This window comes from Psychroserpens sp. XS_ASV72 (genome assembly GCF_041224425.1).
Taxonomy (GTDB): domain Bacteria; phylum Bacteroidota; class Bacteroidia; order Flavobacteriales; family Flavobacteriaceae; genus Psychroserpens.
Window position 1 is genome coordinate 54,587 of record NZ_JBGFGL010000068.1, and the last position, 16,689, is coordinate 71,275.

13 protein-coding genes are annotated in these 16,689 nt (G+C 37.7%); 11 read left to right on the forward strand and 2 right to left on the reverse strand.

What is annotated here, in order from left to right; genetic code table 11:
* Positions 1 to 41: 41 nt before the first annotated feature.
* The gene (locus AB9K26_RS02295) at positions 42 to 563 is read right to left on the reverse strand and encodes an RNA polymerase sigma factor (protein WP_369970915.1); all 522 of its coding nucleotides are present in this window, start codon (positions 561 to 563) and stop codon (positions 42 to 44) included.
* 116 nt (positions 564 to 679) lie between these two features.
* Here AB9K26_RS02295 and AB9K26_RS02300 point away from each other — a divergent pair, with 116 nt between their 5' ends.
* Together AB9K26_RS02300 and AB9K26_RS02305 are read left to right on the forward strand one after the other, a co-directional pair.
* Positions 680 to 1,435 (forward strand): phosphatase PAP2 family protein, encoded by a 756-nt coding sequence (locus tag AB9K26_RS02300; RefSeq protein WP_369970916.1) that lies wholly within the window; start codon positions 680 to 682, stop codon positions 1,433 to 1,435.
* An 84-nt stretch (positions 1,436 to 1,519) separates the two neighbouring features.
* Complete coding sequence (locus AB9K26_RS02305; RefSeq protein ID WP_369970917.1) at positions 1,520 to 2,527, forward strand: glycosyltransferase family 9 protein; 1,008 nt, start codon at positions 1,520 to 1,522, stop codon at positions 2,525 to 2,527.
* Positions 2,528 to 2,589: 62 nt separating this feature from the next.
* Here AB9K26_RS02305 and AB9K26_RS02310 read toward each other — a convergent pair whose 3' ends face one another.
* Complete coding sequence (locus AB9K26_RS02310; RefSeq protein ID WP_369970918.1) at positions 2,590 to 3,264, reverse strand: hypothetical protein; 675 nt, start codon at positions 3,262 to 3,264, stop codon at positions 2,590 to 2,592.
* A 332-nt stretch (positions 3,265 to 3,596) separates the two neighbouring features.
* On the opposite strand from AB9K26_RS02310, the gene AB9K26_RS02315 reads away from it, so the two are divergent.
* The 9 genes from AB9K26_RS02315 (at position 3,597) to AB9K26_RS02355 (ending at position 16,680) form a co-directional block, all read left to right on the forward strand.
* On the forward strand, positions 3,597 to 3,752 hold the full coding sequence (locus AB9K26_RS02315; RefSeq protein WP_369970919.1) for a hypothetical protein: 156 nt from the start codon (positions 3,597 to 3,599) through the stop codon (positions 3,750 to 3,752).
* A 44-nt stretch (positions 3,753 to 3,796) separates the two neighbouring features.
* Entirely contained in the window at positions 3,797 to 5,491 is a 1,695-nt protein-coding gene (locus AB9K26_RS02320) for a hypothetical protein (protein ID WP_369970920.1), read from the forward strand.
* A 2-nt stretch (positions 5,492 to 5,493) separates the two neighbouring features.
* Positions 5,494 to 6,159 carry a response regulator gene (locus AB9K26_RS02325; protein ID WP_369970921.1) on the forward strand — a complete coding sequence of 222 codons (666 nt, stop codon included), beginning with the start codon at positions 5,494 to 5,496 and terminating at the stop codon, positions 6,157 to 6,159.
* A 119-nt stretch (positions 6,160 to 6,278) separates the two neighbouring features.
* Entirely contained in the window at positions 6,279 to 6,995 is a 717-nt protein-coding gene (locus AB9K26_RS02330; RefSeq protein ID WP_369970922.1) for a GDSL-type esterase/lipase family protein, read from the forward strand.
* Positions 6,996 to 7,187: 192 nt separating this feature from the next.
* Entirely contained in the window at positions 7,188 to 12,992 is a 5,805-nt protein-coding gene (locus tag AB9K26_RS02335) for a PKD domain-containing protein (RefSeq protein ID WP_369970923.1), read from the forward strand.
* Positions 12,993 to 13,002: 10 nt separating this feature from the next.
* Positions 13,003 to 14,004, forward strand: a complete 1,002-nt coding sequence (locus AB9K26_RS02340) for a PorP/SprF family type IX secretion system membrane protein (RefSeq protein WP_369970924.1) — start codon at positions 13,003 to 13,005, stop codon at positions 14,002 to 14,004.
* Between the two features lie 355 nt (positions 14,005 to 14,359).
* Positions 14,360 to 14,737: a hypothetical protein gene (locus tag AB9K26_RS02345; RefSeq protein ID WP_369970925.1), complete on the forward strand. Its 378-nt coding sequence runs from the start codon at positions 14,360 to 14,362 to the stop codon at positions 14,735 to 14,737.
* Positions 14,738 to 14,856: 119 nt separating this feature from the next.
* Positions 14,857 to 15,582: a hypothetical protein gene (locus AB9K26_RS02350; RefSeq protein WP_369970926.1), complete on the forward strand. Its 726-nt coding sequence runs from the start codon at positions 14,857 to 14,859 to the stop codon at positions 15,580 to 15,582.
* A 216-nt stretch (positions 15,583 to 15,798) separates the two neighbouring features.
* Entirely contained in the window at positions 15,799 to 16,680 is an 882-nt protein-coding gene (locus AB9K26_RS02355) for a phospholipase D family protein (protein ID WP_369970927.1), read from the forward strand.
* Positions 16,681 to 16,689 lie beyond the last annotated feature (9 nt).

A 16,689-nucleotide genomic window follows, 5' to 3' on the forward strand; every position in this document is an offset into this window, starting at 1 on the left:
GCGTTTCTGATGTTAATACATTTAAAAACAGATTTACCCTATTATATTTTTATATGGTTTCCCAATTTTTCCCTGAGTTCTTTTAAGGCCTTGCTCATTCTTCTTTCAATGGCCTTTACGGTTAAGCCTGTTATTTCGGCAATTTCCTTATAGGTTTTACCTTCAATTCTACTCAATAGAAAGACTTCTCGTTCCTTAAAATTCAGATCATTGATGGCCTGCTTCAATTTGATTCTGAATTCTTCTTGCTCCAGAAGGAAGTCCGGACTTTCATGATTGCTATTGTCTGTTACCGTTTTTTGATGCTTAAGCACCACTTTTTTGTGGGCAATTTGGTTAATCAATAGGTTGTTGCAAGCAGAATAAATATACGACTTCGCTTTTGAGTAAATAATTTTTTCACAAAGATTCCAAATCTTCACAAATATATTTTGAACAATATCTTCGGCTTGCTGTAGGTCTCCGCATTTGTAATAGATGTACCTCGTGATCGATTCGTAGTGCTTTCTGAAAAAATCATTGAAAACTTTTTCATCACATAATGAAGGTTCTTTGTTAGGCATTTATCTACTAGTTGTAATTCCAAAAGTACTTAAACTTCGAAAAATAGTGTTAAAAAAATAGGGTAAAGTTTTGTTTGTCTGTAATGGGTTTGAATACGAACCTTAATGGACTTATTATGAAATTATTTTCCTGGATATTACTTTTTTGTGTGCTAACGGCAAATTCACAAGTAATAGAATCTTCAAATGACAGCTTAGAAATCAACAAACCCAAAAAGACATTTTTAAAGCAAATAACAGTTCCTAGGGTTTTAATAGGAACGTCGCTTTTAATTTCTGGAACGACCCTAGAAAAAGGAATTCAAAATGACATTGGTAATTTGGTGGGAAATGATTTCACAACCAAAATGGATGACTATATGTGGTATGTGCCTTTGGTTGAAATGTACTCGGCTGATTTGCTTGGAGTAGAGGCTAAGAATCATTGGTTCGACCAATCTAAAAATGCATTTGTAGCGCATACTATCAACAAGTACACTACCAATGCACTCAAAGGCTTGATTCACAAAACGAGACCTAATGGTTATAACGATAATTCCTTTCCGTCAGGTCATACGTCAAAGGCTTTTACTTCGGCTACAATCTTGTATGAGGAATTTAAAGATACAAATCCATGGTTGGCTTACAGTGGCTATGCTTTTGCCTCAACAACAGGTTTTCTAAGGGTAGCCAAGAATTCACATTATTTATCTGATGTATTGGCAGGTGCTGGTTTGGGAATCCTTATCACCAAATTGGTATACCATTTCGATTATTTATTTGATTGGAATCCGTTTAAGAAAAATCAAGAGTCTGAGAGTCTTACAAAATTTAATGTAGCACCATCAATTTATAATGACACCGTTGGTTTAACGGCAGTAATTCAATTTTAAAGTATGGAGGCTCCCAATAATATTAAAATAAAGAGCAAGAGAGCAATAATTTGGAAGCGGATAAATGATGTCAGAAGAAACATAATGACATCGTTGACCAAAAATATTGGTAAATCCCAAGTTGATACCATGCCGCTCAATGGTGATATAACGATTAAAAAAGTTTTGGTTGTCAGACCAAACCACAGGTTAGGGAATCTGATCTTGACGACACCATTGATACAAGAAATTGAAACTGCTTTTCCCGAATGTGAAATAGATATTTTGGCAAAAGGCAATCTAGCGCCAATTGTATTTGGAACGTATGGCAATATCAAAAACTACCTGCTCCTTCCTAGAAAGCCATTTAAGCACTTAATAAATTATGCCTTGGTTTGGCTAAAAGTAAAATTCAGAACATACGATTTGGTGGTCAATGCCGTGAGAGGTTCATCTTCGGGCAGATTATTAACCCAAATTGCGAATTCTAAATATAAAATCTTCGGAGCGGTAGAGGCGCAAAAAGTTGATGCTTCCCATAAAGGGTATCATATGGCTAAAAACCCGATTCATCATTTTAGAACGTATTTTTCTAAGTCAGGTATCATAAAAATAGACAAGCCCATAGCGCCATTAGATTTAAAGCTTACCAAAGATGAGATTGAGAAAGGGAAGACCATTCTAAAAAGCACGTTTGATAACAACAAAATAACCATATGCATATTTACCTATGCAACAGGTAGTAAATGCTATTCGAAATTGTGGTGGAAAGATTTTTATACACAATTGAAATTGAGGTTTAAGGATTATAATATTTTGGAGATTTTGCCAGTGGAGAATATTTCCCAAATAGATTTTCAGGCGGAATCCTTCTACAGTAAGGATATTAGGGAAATAGGATCGGTTATTGCCAATGCAGAATTGTTTATCGGTGCAGATTCTGGTATCATGCATTTGGCAAGCTCGACAAAGACTACCACTATCGGATTGTTTTCAAACACAAAAATTGAAAAATACAAGCCTTATGCTAATGGAAGTTTTGCCATAAATACACAAAAAAATAATGTTGAAGAGTGTATATCACTTGTAGAAAACGCTTTTGTGTATGCTTAAACTAAAATAATATATAATATACTATAAAAATTTGTATATCAATACATTATAATTTATATAAATTATTTACAGATATGATTGTCAATGATATACTGGGTTATTTCCTTTAGTGTTTTCTTGGTTTCAGGATGCTCATCAAAACTGGTAAAATATTCATAGTCTTTTTTAATATTCTTGCCATACCAAACCCTTGGACTGCCATCTGGGTTAAAAAAAACATAGTTACACGTTGGTTCAATTTTTCTGAAATTATCAATAAGATTATCATCGCGAATTTTTAATAGACCGAGATTTAATTTTTTGATATCAAATTTTGATTCAACATAATGGTCATTGTCCCAAACCATCCAATGTTGTTTGTTTAAAACCTGATACAGTAGCAAGCCCAAAATCACTATAAGGGAACAGATAATAACAACCCGATTTCTTTTTTTTAATCTTGAAATTTCAGTTACATATTTTTCTATAGATGGAGAATGGGCGTTTTTGTATTCTGAATAGTCAGAATATCCTAAATAAACACTAAGCGCATCAGCGGCAAATGTTCTTAAATGGACAGTTTCTTCAGAACCATCAAGAGCCTTATTGTAATGATCTCTTAAGGTTCTTTCGCCGTAAGGTTCATTACTGTGCCCTTGAATAAATTCAGATAGCTCTCTTGATATATGGGTTATTTTATCAGTATCTAGTTTATGTTTTGCTTTCTCAAAAGCATCAAGTATGAGTTGGTTGTACATAGTGCTTGAGTTTTACTGTTAGTACATGGAATTCTTATGGAACTTTTATGGAATTAATTTTCCATAAAAGTTCCATTTTTTTTCCAAACATTCCAAATCACAACCACTTCTTTTACGAAAGATTTGAAACGCCTTAATCGCAAAAGGCATGCGAAATTCAAATTGACAATGGCTATGATGGCAATTCGAGATCGTCTCGGGAAGGGCTTCAACAATTGCTTTCATATGCCACACTTCCCAACGAAGCACTGACTTCAAACGCGCGTGCTGCAATTCAACAAACTGAAATATCTCAGGTGGCACGCTATTGTCAAATTTTAAACAATGGAAGTATGAAAGCAATTCGATTTTTTGCATTGTTGGCTGTTGTGTCTATATTCTGTTTTTCTTGTACACCAGAGCAAATTTCTGAAGAAATAGCTCCTCAAGGTTGCTGTGATGAAGGAGAGCACATTCCGCCACCACCACCGCCACCACCTGGTGGCTAAGTAATAAGATAGATTGTTACTGAAAATAAGTTTACATTTGAGGAATGAAGTCCATAGTAATTTCATTCCTCATTTTTTTTAGTGCCATTTGGTTGGTGCATAGCTCTGATAATGTAGAACTTAAAGTTCAAAACGCGTCAGTGGTCGATAGTTTATCGTATTATAGAGACCTCGCTTTAAAACCTAAGAGCAAAGATGACCTTATAAAGGTTTATGAATTCTTTAAAAACAGAAACGAGACAAGTCTGAGCCAAAAAGACACCTTGAATATTATATATAATTTGCGGTATATCGCTATGACACAATTTGATCTCGGATTGTTACAGGATAGTGAAAAAATAGCTGTAGAGGCTTTGGAGTATATTGACAATTTTAGTGTTCAAGACACTAGAGCTACCGAGAATAGGGTTGGGATTTATAACCATTTAGGACGTGTTTATAATAGATTGAAAGATTATAAGAGCGCACTTTGGTATTATGAAAAAGCAGAGGTCTTACAGAAAGATCCTGTAAGGTTAAATACATTAAAAACCAATAAGGCACTGATTTATTATGAGCAAGGAAACTTCCATGAAGCATTTAGCATATATCTCGATGTTCATAGGTTTAATTTAAAAGGGAATGATAGGCTCAAAATAGCGCGATCTCTATGTAATCTAGGAATGACTATGTCCAAAATGGATATGCCTGGAGCACTTGACAGTATCCATAAGTCTTTGGAAATAAGAGAACATGCTGGATATACTACAGGAATGGTAGACAGCTACTTAAAGCTATCAGATTATTACAAAGACAGTAATAACCTTCAAAAAGCCCTCCAAAATGCCGAACAGGCGCTTGCGTTGACAAGAATCAATAAAAAAGTACATGAGGAGGTTGAGGTGTTATCAGTATTAATGAAATTGAATTCCAATAACGATATTAATCGCTATACCTTCCTTAAGGACAGTTTGTATAATTTAGAGCTGAATGTTCAAAATAGCTATGCTGCCAAGAAATATGCCTTAGAGAAACAAATGAGGTTGGCACAGGAAAAAGAGCTTAAGATTAAGGAAGTCGAGCTCGATAATGCCACACAAAAGCAATTGAAATTGTACTATCTGATCATAGCCATCATTTTATTGTTTTTAGCGGTGTTTATAGTCTTTTATTTAAGGTCGAAGCACAAAAAAGACAAACTTCAGGAAGTGTATAAAACAGAATCGCGCATTTCCAAAAAGGTCCATGATGAAGTGGCTAACGATGTGTTTCAGCTCATGACGAAACTAGAAAGCAATTCCAATATTGAGTCTGAAGTGGTCGATGATTTACATGGTTTGTATTACAGAACACGTGATATTGCCCAAGAGCACGGCACCATAAGTCATGCCTATCCGTTTTCAGAGCAGTTGACGGCCTTGATAGAAAATTATCAAAATACAGAAACCAACATCATTGTAAAAGGGCTGTCTGAGGTAAACTATACCATGTTGTCAGAAATAAAGAAAATGACCATTTACAAGGTGCTTCAGGAGTTGCTCATCAATATGAAAAAGCACAGCAAGGCAAGTATTGTAGTGGTGTCATTTCAGAAGGATAACGGAAAACATGAGATAAGATATAGTGATAACGGAGTAGGTTGTGACATAAAAAAAGGCAACGGACTTCAAAATACGGAAAACCGTATTCAAGCCATTAACGGAACTATTACTTTTGAATCTGAACCAAATAAGGGATTTAAAGCAAAAATTAAATTTTAATAATGTTCAGAAGAGTATTAATCAATGATGATCACGACGCCATTCTTTCAAGCATTTCGCATACGCTAAAAAAATTAAATGCAAATTCGGTAGAACGTTCCCAATATTGTGACGAAGCGTTTTTAAAGATAAAAAAGGCAGAGCTCGACAAAGCCGAATATGATTTATTGATTACCGATTTATCCTTCAAGCGCGACCATAGAAACGTCAATTTAGATTGTGGCGAAGATCTTATCGAGAAGATCAGAACCGATTTTCCAGACATGAAGATCATCGTCTATTCTATGAAAGACCAACTTCAAAAAGTAAGGCAATTGGTGAAGACCTATGGTGTTAATGCTTATGTGTGTAAAGACAGAAAAGGGTCTTTAGAACTTGAGGAAGCCATTAAGGCTGTTAGTGAAGGCAGACTCTATTTATCGCCTCAAGTCTCCAGTGCCTTGAGTCCAAAAGCCGATTTAGAGATTGAGGATTATGACATTTATTTGTTGAAACTATTAGCAAAAGGCCTGTCGCAGGAAGAGATCAGCAAGCTCCTCAAGACCGAAAAAATAAAACCCAGTAGTTTGAGTTCTATCGAAAAACGCTTAAACAGACTTCGCATCCAGTTCAAATCCAATAATGTCATTCAGTTAGTGGCTACTGCTAAGGATTTGGGATTGATTTAAACATAAGATTTTTATAATCAATACCTTACTTACGGATATCCGTAAGGGAGTTTGTTCTTATGACTTTACATTTAGTGCTCGTATGAAGAGGCTATCAATCAAATCCATAAGAGCGCAACATGGCTATTGAAGTTGTATTTGCAATTTCGGTTGCAGCAAATATAATTGCACTTCTTATAGGGAGCTATGTGCTTATTAAAAAGGATGTGTTAGGTATTGTTAGAAAACAAATCAATAAACCTAACAACCAATCTACCATCTTTGGTGAGCACTACGATTTTAAACTCGACTTTTTTGAACGCATGCCTGCAAGGTCTGAAGAACTCATTTTTTTAGGCGATAGCCTAACTGCCATGTGTAATTGGAATGAGCTTCTTAGCAAACAAAACCTCAAAAACAGAGGTATTAGTGGTGACACAATTAAAGGAGTTATTAATAGATTGGATGAGGTAATTCGTTTCCAACCTAAAAAAATATTCTTGATGATTGGTATCAACGATTTGGGAAATAAGAAATCTGTTGATCAAATTCTAAACGATTATGAGACATTGGTGAGTTTGATTTTAAAGAAAGCGCCAAACACCAAATTGTACATCCAAAGTCTACTTCCAACATATGATCAGCCAACAAGAAGAAATATCGATATTATAAATATCAACAAACGTTTAAGTCAGCTTTCAGACGAACATAAGCTAATATTCATAAACCTGTTTGATACATTCAAAACAAAAGAAAACACACTGAATCGAGAATTGTCTTATGATGGCTTGCATATTAACGCAGAGGGTTATTTGCTGTGGAAAAAGGCCATAACGAATTATGTGGCTAATGAATAGGTAGTGAAAATACCCAATAAAGAGTATTTTTTGAGCGTATCAAGTGCTATAAATTTGAAAGCATGGGGATTAACGAATTTGGGCTTTTAACGAAGATAAGATGCTTTTGTCGAAAATAACTCAACTTCAAAGGCATATAAAAATTCAAATCTATAATTTAAACCTGATTATAAAATTAGCTAGCACTGTGTTATGGGAAATAAAAAATATGTGTACTTCGGATTTATTTTTTTTATTATCGTTGGCACAGCAATCGCTTTTAATAACATTGCGAAAACTTCGGTGTTTGCACCTCCAACGGTAGATTTTACCTTCGACAATAATACCTGTTCTGGACAAGTCGTTTCCTTTACTTCAAACGTCACGGGAGATGGTCCTTTTGATTATACCTGGAATTTTGGTGATGGTTCAACTTCTACGCAAGCCAATCCTAACCATGTTTTTAATGCGTATGGATGTGGTAACCAAAATTTTATAGTATCCTTAACAGTTACTGATGATAATGGAGAAACAAGTACAGACACGCAAACAATAACCATTATGGAAGAACCTGATGTTGATTTTGAGGATCTCAATGCAGGTTTTGATGTGCCTTTTGAAAACTGTAATGCTGCGTCTATTGATTATCTGGTTTCAGTAGGGATTCAACCTGGTTCAGATACCTGTGTAACAACTTATAATATCAACTGGGGCGATGGTAGCTCAAATAATAATGTCACGTTTCCTATCGATCACGTTTACACTACTTTGGGAACATTTAATATGACCATTACGGCAGTTGGAACCAATGGCTGTGAAGCGCGAAAAACGTATTCGGTTGCCAATTCCAGTAACCCTACAGGCGGTATTGTATCTCCGGGTTCTACCGTAAATTTGTGCACGCCAATTGTGCCTCTAGAATTTGCCATCAGTAATTGGGGCGAAAATCCACCTGATACAGTTTATAATATAAACTATGGGGATGGAACGACCTTGAGTTTGTCTCAAAATGAGTTAGAATCTTCAGCGTTTTATGACAGTGCTAACCCTGCAGCTTCTGCAGATTATCCTGTGCCACATGAATATACCGAGTCAAATTGTCCGAATGCTAATTACACGGTCTATCTAGATATCATTACCTCATGTGGGATTTCTAATTTTACTGCAGGTCCCATCACGATTCTTCAAAGGCCAGATGTGAGTTTTGAAGTCGATGATAGCGCATGTCAAAACACCACTATTTCTATAGACAACACGTCCAGTGCTGGCTACAATCCAGGATGTTCTGAAGGTGCCGATTGGTTTTGGGATATGGGAGATGGAACAACTTACACCGATTTTGAGCCGAACCATTCGTATACCTCACCTGGTGTTTACACCATTTCACTATATGCTGAAAACTATTGTGGACAAACAACTCCGGTCACTCAAGATATCTGTATCGAACCGCCTTTAAGTCCAACATTTACAGTAAACAATACCGAAGGTTGCGCGCCTTATACTACCGTTTTGAACAATACCACTAGTTTGATTGATCAATGTGATACGCCAAGCTATCAATGGACCGTCAATTATACGGCTGGATTTTGTGGAACCTCAAGTGATTACAACTTTGTTAACGGTACCGATGCCAATTCTGAAAATCCGCAAATTGAATTTTTGAATGGAGGGACTTATGAAATTGTATTGGAGGCAACCAATTCCTGTGGTTCGGTTTCCAGTACACCTCAAGAGGTCATAGTAAAGTCGCCACCTCAAATAGCCATTGATGCCATTCCAGATCTATGTGAATCAGATGGCGCGATTTCAGTGTCGGCTGTGGTGGATAATTGTGGTCCAGATACACCAACTTACAGCTGGAGCATCAATGTGGGAACCTCTCCAACCGATTGGCAGTTTGTGAATGGCACTAACGCTAATTCTCAAACCCCTGAAATTGAATTCTACACACCTAACACCTATATTCTAAGTCTTGAAATCACCAACGATTGCGGTACCAACTCTGATACTGAGGAATTCGTGTTTTCTGCTGTTCCTGAAATCACGAATACAGATTTGACGCAGACCATTTGCTCTGGCACATCTACAGCAGACATTCTCTTACAAGCCGATGATGCCAATACGATGTTTACTTGGTCGGGCAACTCACCAACGGGCAATGTGTCTGGGGTAATTGCTTCGGGAACTACAGATACCATTCCAGAGCATGTTTTAACCTTGACTTCGGGAACTACCGGAACGGTTGTTTACACCGTAGTGCCTTTCTTGGTCGATAGTTGTCCTGGTGATCCTGTAGAATTTACCATAACGGTCGATGAAGGACCTTCCATCGGAACCCAACCACAGGACGCAAGTTATTGTCTAGATGCGACTGCTGAATTACTGAGTTTTTCCCTAAATGGAAATACCTCTGGAACCATAAGTTACCAATGGTATGTAAACGATACTGGAAGTAATGATCCAACAGATGGTGATACCACGCCAATTCCTGCTCCCGAAGGAGAGCAAGCCGATTACCAACCGCCAACCGATAGTGAAGGTATTTTGTATTATTTCTGTGTCATTAGTTTTAGTGGTACGGGAAGTTGTAGTGAGATTACAACGGTTCCAGCGGCCATTACGATAACCCCAAATGTAGCCATCAGTGATGAATTGCCATTGGATCAGCTTATTTGCACAGGCGCTAACCCAGAAGTCTTGAGTTTTTCCATCAATAATGGTGGTGCAGGAAACGTCAATTATGCATGGTATCTTTCTGATGATGCTGTTATTGACGCCTCTGATACCCAAGTAGGCTCAAATGCAACCTATGATCCAGGGATTTTAAATACGGCAGGGACTTATTATTATTACGTTACAGTTGATGTTGATGAAAACTTAGGATGCTCTGATGTGTCCAGTGCCATTTTTACGATTGAAGTGGTGGACGATCCAGAGGTATCAGTAACACCATTAGACCAAACCATTTGTACCAACGCTTCAGTTGATGAGCTGGTAGCAATTGTTTCTGGTGGCATTGATGCCAATGGCGATGGCGCGATTGATAATTCCGATTACAACTTTCAATGGTTTTTGAACAGTGTTGCCATAACAGGAGCCACTGCCAGTACCTATAACCACGATACAAGTTTGCCAGCTGGTGTTTACGAATACTATTGCGTGGTAAGTCAGGCAAACGATATAGGTTGTGATGGCACAAGTAATACAGTAACCATTACCGTAAACGATGGGCCTTCAATCACACAGCAACCAATTAGTGCCGAATATTGTTTGGGTGATACCATCTTGCCCTTGGAAATCGGTTTTTCCAGTGGTGTTGGAACACCTACAATTCAATGGTATTCCAACGATACCAACGACACCGATACACCAAACCCTATAGGAACCGATGCGACGACTTTAACGATTACAGACACCAATGTTGGCACAGTGTACTACTATGCGGTTATATCCTTTTCCCAAGGAGGGTGTGGCGATTTAATGACTGATATCGTTCAAATTACCATTAATCAAGTACCCGAAATAAGTGATTATGAGGCACTAATATGTAGTAACAATCAATTTACGGTGACTCCAGATGAAACCAATGGTGATATTGTTCCCGCCAATACCACTTATACTTGGACGGCACCAGTAGTGAATCCAGCGGGCTCTATCAACGGTGCTTCAGACCAAGTGACACCTGTTAATACGATTTCCCAGTTTTTGGAAAACATCACAACCAATCCAGCTACAGTAACTTATACCGTTACACCAACGTCTGGCGATTGTGTAGGGGAGACTTTTGAAGTAGTTGTCACGGTGAATCCGTCAATTACAGTGACGTCAACCGTAGTCAACAACAATTGCTTTCAGTCGAATAACGCCTCTATAAATATAGATATCGTAGGAGGTGTACCGTTCACATCGGGTGCACCTTATGTGATTTCATGGACTGGCCCTAACGGATTTACCAGTTCCGATGAAGATATTATCAACCTTGAAGCGGGAACCTATACCTTGTCTATTGACGATGATGGTGGTTGTCCGTATTCGGAAAGCTTTACGATTGAAGAACCTGAGGAATTTCTAATTGATGAGGTACTTTTTGATCCTGAAACCATTTCTTGTTTTGGAGCGAATGATGGCAGCATCGGTATCACTATTATTGGCGGCACCATGCCTTATGTATATAGCTGGACCAAAGATAGTTTGCCGTTTTCAAATGATGAGGACTTAGATAACCTGGGACCTGGTCTGTATGAAATCACGGTTACCGATGCTAATAATTGTGGGCCATTGACCCAAAGCTTTTTAATTGAAGAGCCACAGCCCTTGGTCGTTACCTTAAACAGTCAGACCGATGTAATTTGTTTTGGTGAGGCTACTGGAGCGATATCAATTAATGTGGCAGGTGGCCGACCAGATTATAGTTTCTCATGGACTGGCCCCGATGGTTATACCAGCAATACCCAAAATATTGATACGCTTTTCCAAGGAACCTATACCATTACGGTTACAGATAGCTCCGATTGTGTTGAGGTCTTGGATTTCACCATCAATCAGAATGATGAGATCATGATTGATGTCACCACTACAGAGATTGAATGTTATGGCGATAACAATGCCTCAATTACCATCAATGACATTTCAGGAGGTGTGCCACCTTATGATATTGCTTGGAGTAACTTCGGAACAGGACTCAGCCAAGTCAATCTTTCGGCAGGTATTTACACAATCACCATTACAGATGCCGAAAACTGTGAGAAAGCCTTTCCGATAGAAATAGAGGAAGCACCCCTATTTTTGATTGATCCTGTGGTCACACAAATGTCCTGCGCAGGCGAGAACGATGCCAGTATTACGCTGAACCTTGTTGGCGGTATTGATCCCATCACAGTAGTTTGGGATGATGATGCAACGGTTGGTGTGGAACGAAACAATCTGGCACCTGGCACCTATACGGTGACCATTACCGATGGCACACCTTGCGTGATTCAGGAAAGCTTTACGATTAACGATATTGCACCATTGCTGCTTTCGGCAAATATCACCAATGCCTTAGATTGCGACGATACCAATAGTGGCGCCATTAACTTACTGATTCAAGGCGGTACACCTCCTTTTGATGTTCAATGGAATAATGGTGCTACTACAGAAGACTTGGAAAGTATTCCACCCAACTTCTATTCGGTGGTGGTCACCGATGCCAACGGTTGCGAAGTAGAAGGTAATTGGGAAGTGACGCGTTTTGAGCCTTTAGTGGTTGACGTCGAAACCCAATCGGAATTTGACTGTGAAGCCAAGACCGTCGATCAAACCTTTATCGCCATGGCAAGTGGTGGCGTTCCACCTTATCAGTTTAATTGGTCGAGTGGTAACGTAAGCGGTCTTAATAATGAAATGATGACGACTGAGGTTAACGGACTCGTTATACTTGATGTAACCGATAGTCTGGGCTGTACCACCAACTATACTTTCAATGTGGAAACCCCTGTACTGGGTGATCCTGGGTTTGAGGTGTCGTCTATTGGCTTGGTAAATTATGGCATCTTTGCCATTCAAGACCCAATTCAGTTTACCAATGAGGCTACGGGTGATTTTGTGAGTATTCTATGGGATTTTGGAGATGGCAGTTTTTCCGCAGAGGAAAATCCGACACATACCTATGTACAAGTTGGGAATTATGTGGTCACGCAAACCGTAACCTATCCTTTTGGTTGTGTCTATACCCATATCGTAACACTTATTGTTGAAGACGGCTATAAACTCATCATGCCTGATGCCTTTACACCAAATGAGGATGGATTGAACGATTATTTCGCCCCAGAACATATTGGTTTGAACACTTTGGAACTCAATATATATGACACTTGGGGAAGCTTGATCTATTCAGAATCGGGCGATGATATACGAGGTTGGGATGGCAAGATCAATGATGAATCAGCAGAAAACGGAAACTACTATTACACCTTTAAGGCCAGTACCTTTTACGACGATGTGATAGAAAAACAAGGCGCTTTTGTCTTCATCAAATAAGTTTAGCCCCATGAAGAGATACTACACGATTTTACTTTTAGGTGTTTTGGCGTTTCAAACGGTTCAAGCCCAAGATCCTATATTTACGCAATCTAATTATGTTCAGGAAACCTTAAACCCTGGCTTTTCAGGCTTTGAGGATAATGATCGTATTTATGCTGGCATCTTAAGCCGATTGCAATGGCCAAGTCTCGACTTGAACTTGACCACACAGTACGCCTTTGTGAACAAGTCGTTTGATTATGGTCCTGGGTTTGGCTTTGGTATTGGTGCCAATGCGATTTGGCAATACGAGTCGTTTAACAATTATAATTTTGTGCAGGTCAATTTTAACTATGCCCACCGTGTGAATCTTAATGGTGGTTGGTTTTTCAGACCAGGCATTGAGGTAGGTGTGGGCAATAAAAGCAATCGCTTTAGAAATCTCACCTTGGCAGACCAAATCAACATCAATACAGGAGAGATAAGTCCGACATCTATCGATCCCTTAAGCCGTAACACACGTACACGCTATTTTGTTGATTTTACCACAGGGATTGTGTTTGAAAAGGAAGAGTTTAATGGCATTACCTATTGGTTTGGGGCGTCGGTGAAGCATTTGAACCGACCGAACATTTCGTTTGTGGAAGGCGAGCAAACACCCTTGGAGATTTTTTATTCCATTCATGGTAATTTCCGCTTTCCCTTTTTGAACGATTACGGTGTGATGATGACCGCCAACTACATGCAGCAAGGGCAGTACAACCGATTGGATATTGGGTCGCTCTTTCAGGTGAATCAATTATTGCTGGGGTTGACAGCCGTAACCAATCCAGCGCGTAACGACCAGAACAGTCATTTGCTCACCTCGGTGAATGCCTTTTTAGGCTTGGAATATACCGAGTTCCGTTTTGGCTTATCGTATGATATGAACACGTCCAAAATAGGGAATACCAGAGGCGTATATGAGTTTTCGTTGACGTATTTATCACGCTGCCGTCGCTGTAATTTGGATAGACGTAGGAAACGGTAATTACAAACATTAATTGAAGACAACAACGATTTTCAGAACTAACGTATAATCAAGCGGAAGTGCTATGCGAAGCATTAAGCATGCAGCGCAGATTTAAGAGGTTTGGCACAGCCAAAAGTTCCTAAAATCGTTTTGACTTTTTGGTTCATTTTGTGTCAAGACAAAATGAACATCATAAATGCGGCAATGGGAAAAAGTATATAAATGAGAAACCATTTTGATGTTTTGGTTCAGCTTCGCTGAGTACTTTCATTTAAAGTATACTTTAAATTCAGTAATGTGTCAAGACAAAATGAACAATAAAAGCGATATCTATTTGATTCTTTTTACAATAATGAAAACACATAAAAAACAAATGAAAAAAGCACTTCTTATAACCCTCATTTTATTTATAACAAGCACCTCCAACGTACTTGCCCAAACGGTTTATACCACCAAAACAGGGGAGAAGTACCATAAAGCCAATTGCCGCTATCTCAAGTACTCCAAAACACAAATCACATTTGATAAAGCGTTGGAGTTGGGTTATACTGCCTGTATGGTTTGTAAACCTACACGTGAGAATACCAAGGCTACTGCCAATCAATTGTCTGGAACACAAACTTCTGCTACCACTTCTAAACCCTCGGCAAAAAAAGCAGTAGCGACCCAATGTACAGGGAAGACCCAAGCTGGTAAACGCTGTAAGCGAAAGACTAAAAACGCCAATGGGAAGTGTTATCAGCATCAATGATTAAGATACGGAAAGCCGTAAAAAACGAGTAAAGATTAGTTCTATATTTAATGATTGGAATGTAATCCGTGTTTTTAATGCTTAAATAATAATCTAACTAACCAAAAATTATAATTAATATGAAAAAACTAGTTATCATTAGTTTCTCCATCCTATTCTTAATGCCAAAATTAAGTAAAGCACAAAATGATAGTGCCGCTGTTGCCGCTGTTGCGGGTGGACTACTAGCATTAGGTGCAGGAGTGGCAGCTGTAGAACAAATGAAAGAACAAGCAGAACTTACAGCAACCGAATGGTTTTTAACACACCATCCCGAATACAGCAAGTTTCAATTAAAAACACTTGATTTTAATGGCAAGAAGTTAAAAGATATGTCTTCAACTTCTGTCATTACATTTAAAATTAGAGAATTTGACCTTATGGACGATGAACCTGTGTTGGGTAAAAAACTAGTGCTTTTTGGATTTACGAGTTTTGGTTGGATCAATGAATATGGTATTGATTTCGATAAGGTAAAATGGTTTTTAATTGATAGCGATGAATGGATGAATATGATGACGGCCTATACCAAAGTAGCATCAGGAGAAAAAAACGAACAAATTATTCGTCAAACATTAAAGAGTGGGAAAGTGGTAAATAGAGGTGTCAAATCAAAGGAAGAAGAGGATATTGACTTCTATAAAATTGATGGCGATATGTATCTTGTTGGGGACTATTCTCCAGAAATGAAATTTATATATAACGAACGATCCTTGGGAATCTATCTTAACGAAACAATGAACCTTATTCAAATTGGGCGAGGTGACCTCATTAAAATTCATGAATTCTTTTTTGATGAAGAGTAGTTGATTGTCAGTATTAAATTGATAGAAGTGAAAAATTCAGATTTAAATTAGTGTTTTATTTATTTTAGGGTAGGAGTCTAAATTTCATTGAATCTCTAGTTTGTAAATACAATGTTTTTCCTTTTAAATTGTAATGGTTTTGCTATCTTTAACCAATCCCTTTTACAATGAGCGACTCACCACGAGGCGCTTTCTTTATGAAATAATTTTAACTAAATGGCTAAATTTCTTACGGGTAAACAACTTACAGATGAATTATGTGCTGTAATAAGAGAAGCAAGAAAAGACCTGTTGATTGTTTCACCTTACATAAAACTTGATGAGTATTTTAAAAATGAATTGTTTAATAGACTTAAAGGTAATGCTAACCTTCATATTTTAATCGCTTTTGGGAAAAACCAAAATAACCCTTGGAGAAGTATCAAGGAAGAAGATGTAGAATATTTTAAAGAGTTTCCAAATATTTCAATTGTTTACATTCCAAACTTACATGCTAAATATTATGCAAACGAAAAACGTGGTATTATTACTTCTGTAAATCTATACGATTACTCGTTTGACAACAATGTGGAGTTTGGTGTCATTAGTGAAAATTCACTTTTTGGTGGTACAGACATAGATAAACAAGCTTGGAATGAAACTATGGACGTCTTATCTCAGAGTTATACAGTTTTTATTAGAAGACCTAATTACAAGAAGAAGTTTTTAGGCAAAGATTATTTGGGTTCTGAAACACAGTTGGATTTAACGAATGACTTAGTAAATGGCAACTTGTCAAAAAAAGTATCTGTATTTGATTATATGGAAGAATCCTATGTTAATGTTCAAGAAAACAATGAGGTAATCACGAGGGACGAATATAAAGCTAATCAATTAGTAGAAGCTCGTAAAAACGAAAAAAAGCATTCAGCTACAAGTTTAGGAAGACTGAAAGGGAAAAGATTTAGTGAGGTTGTTTCAGTGATGTCTCAAAAAGGATTGATTCTAGATAAAAATACAATTACAGAAGAAGGATTTAAAGAAGGGATAGAATACAAGGAAAATAATAAAGGAGACAAATGGATTGTGTATCCTGAATCACTATCAGAATTATTATAAAGAATAACT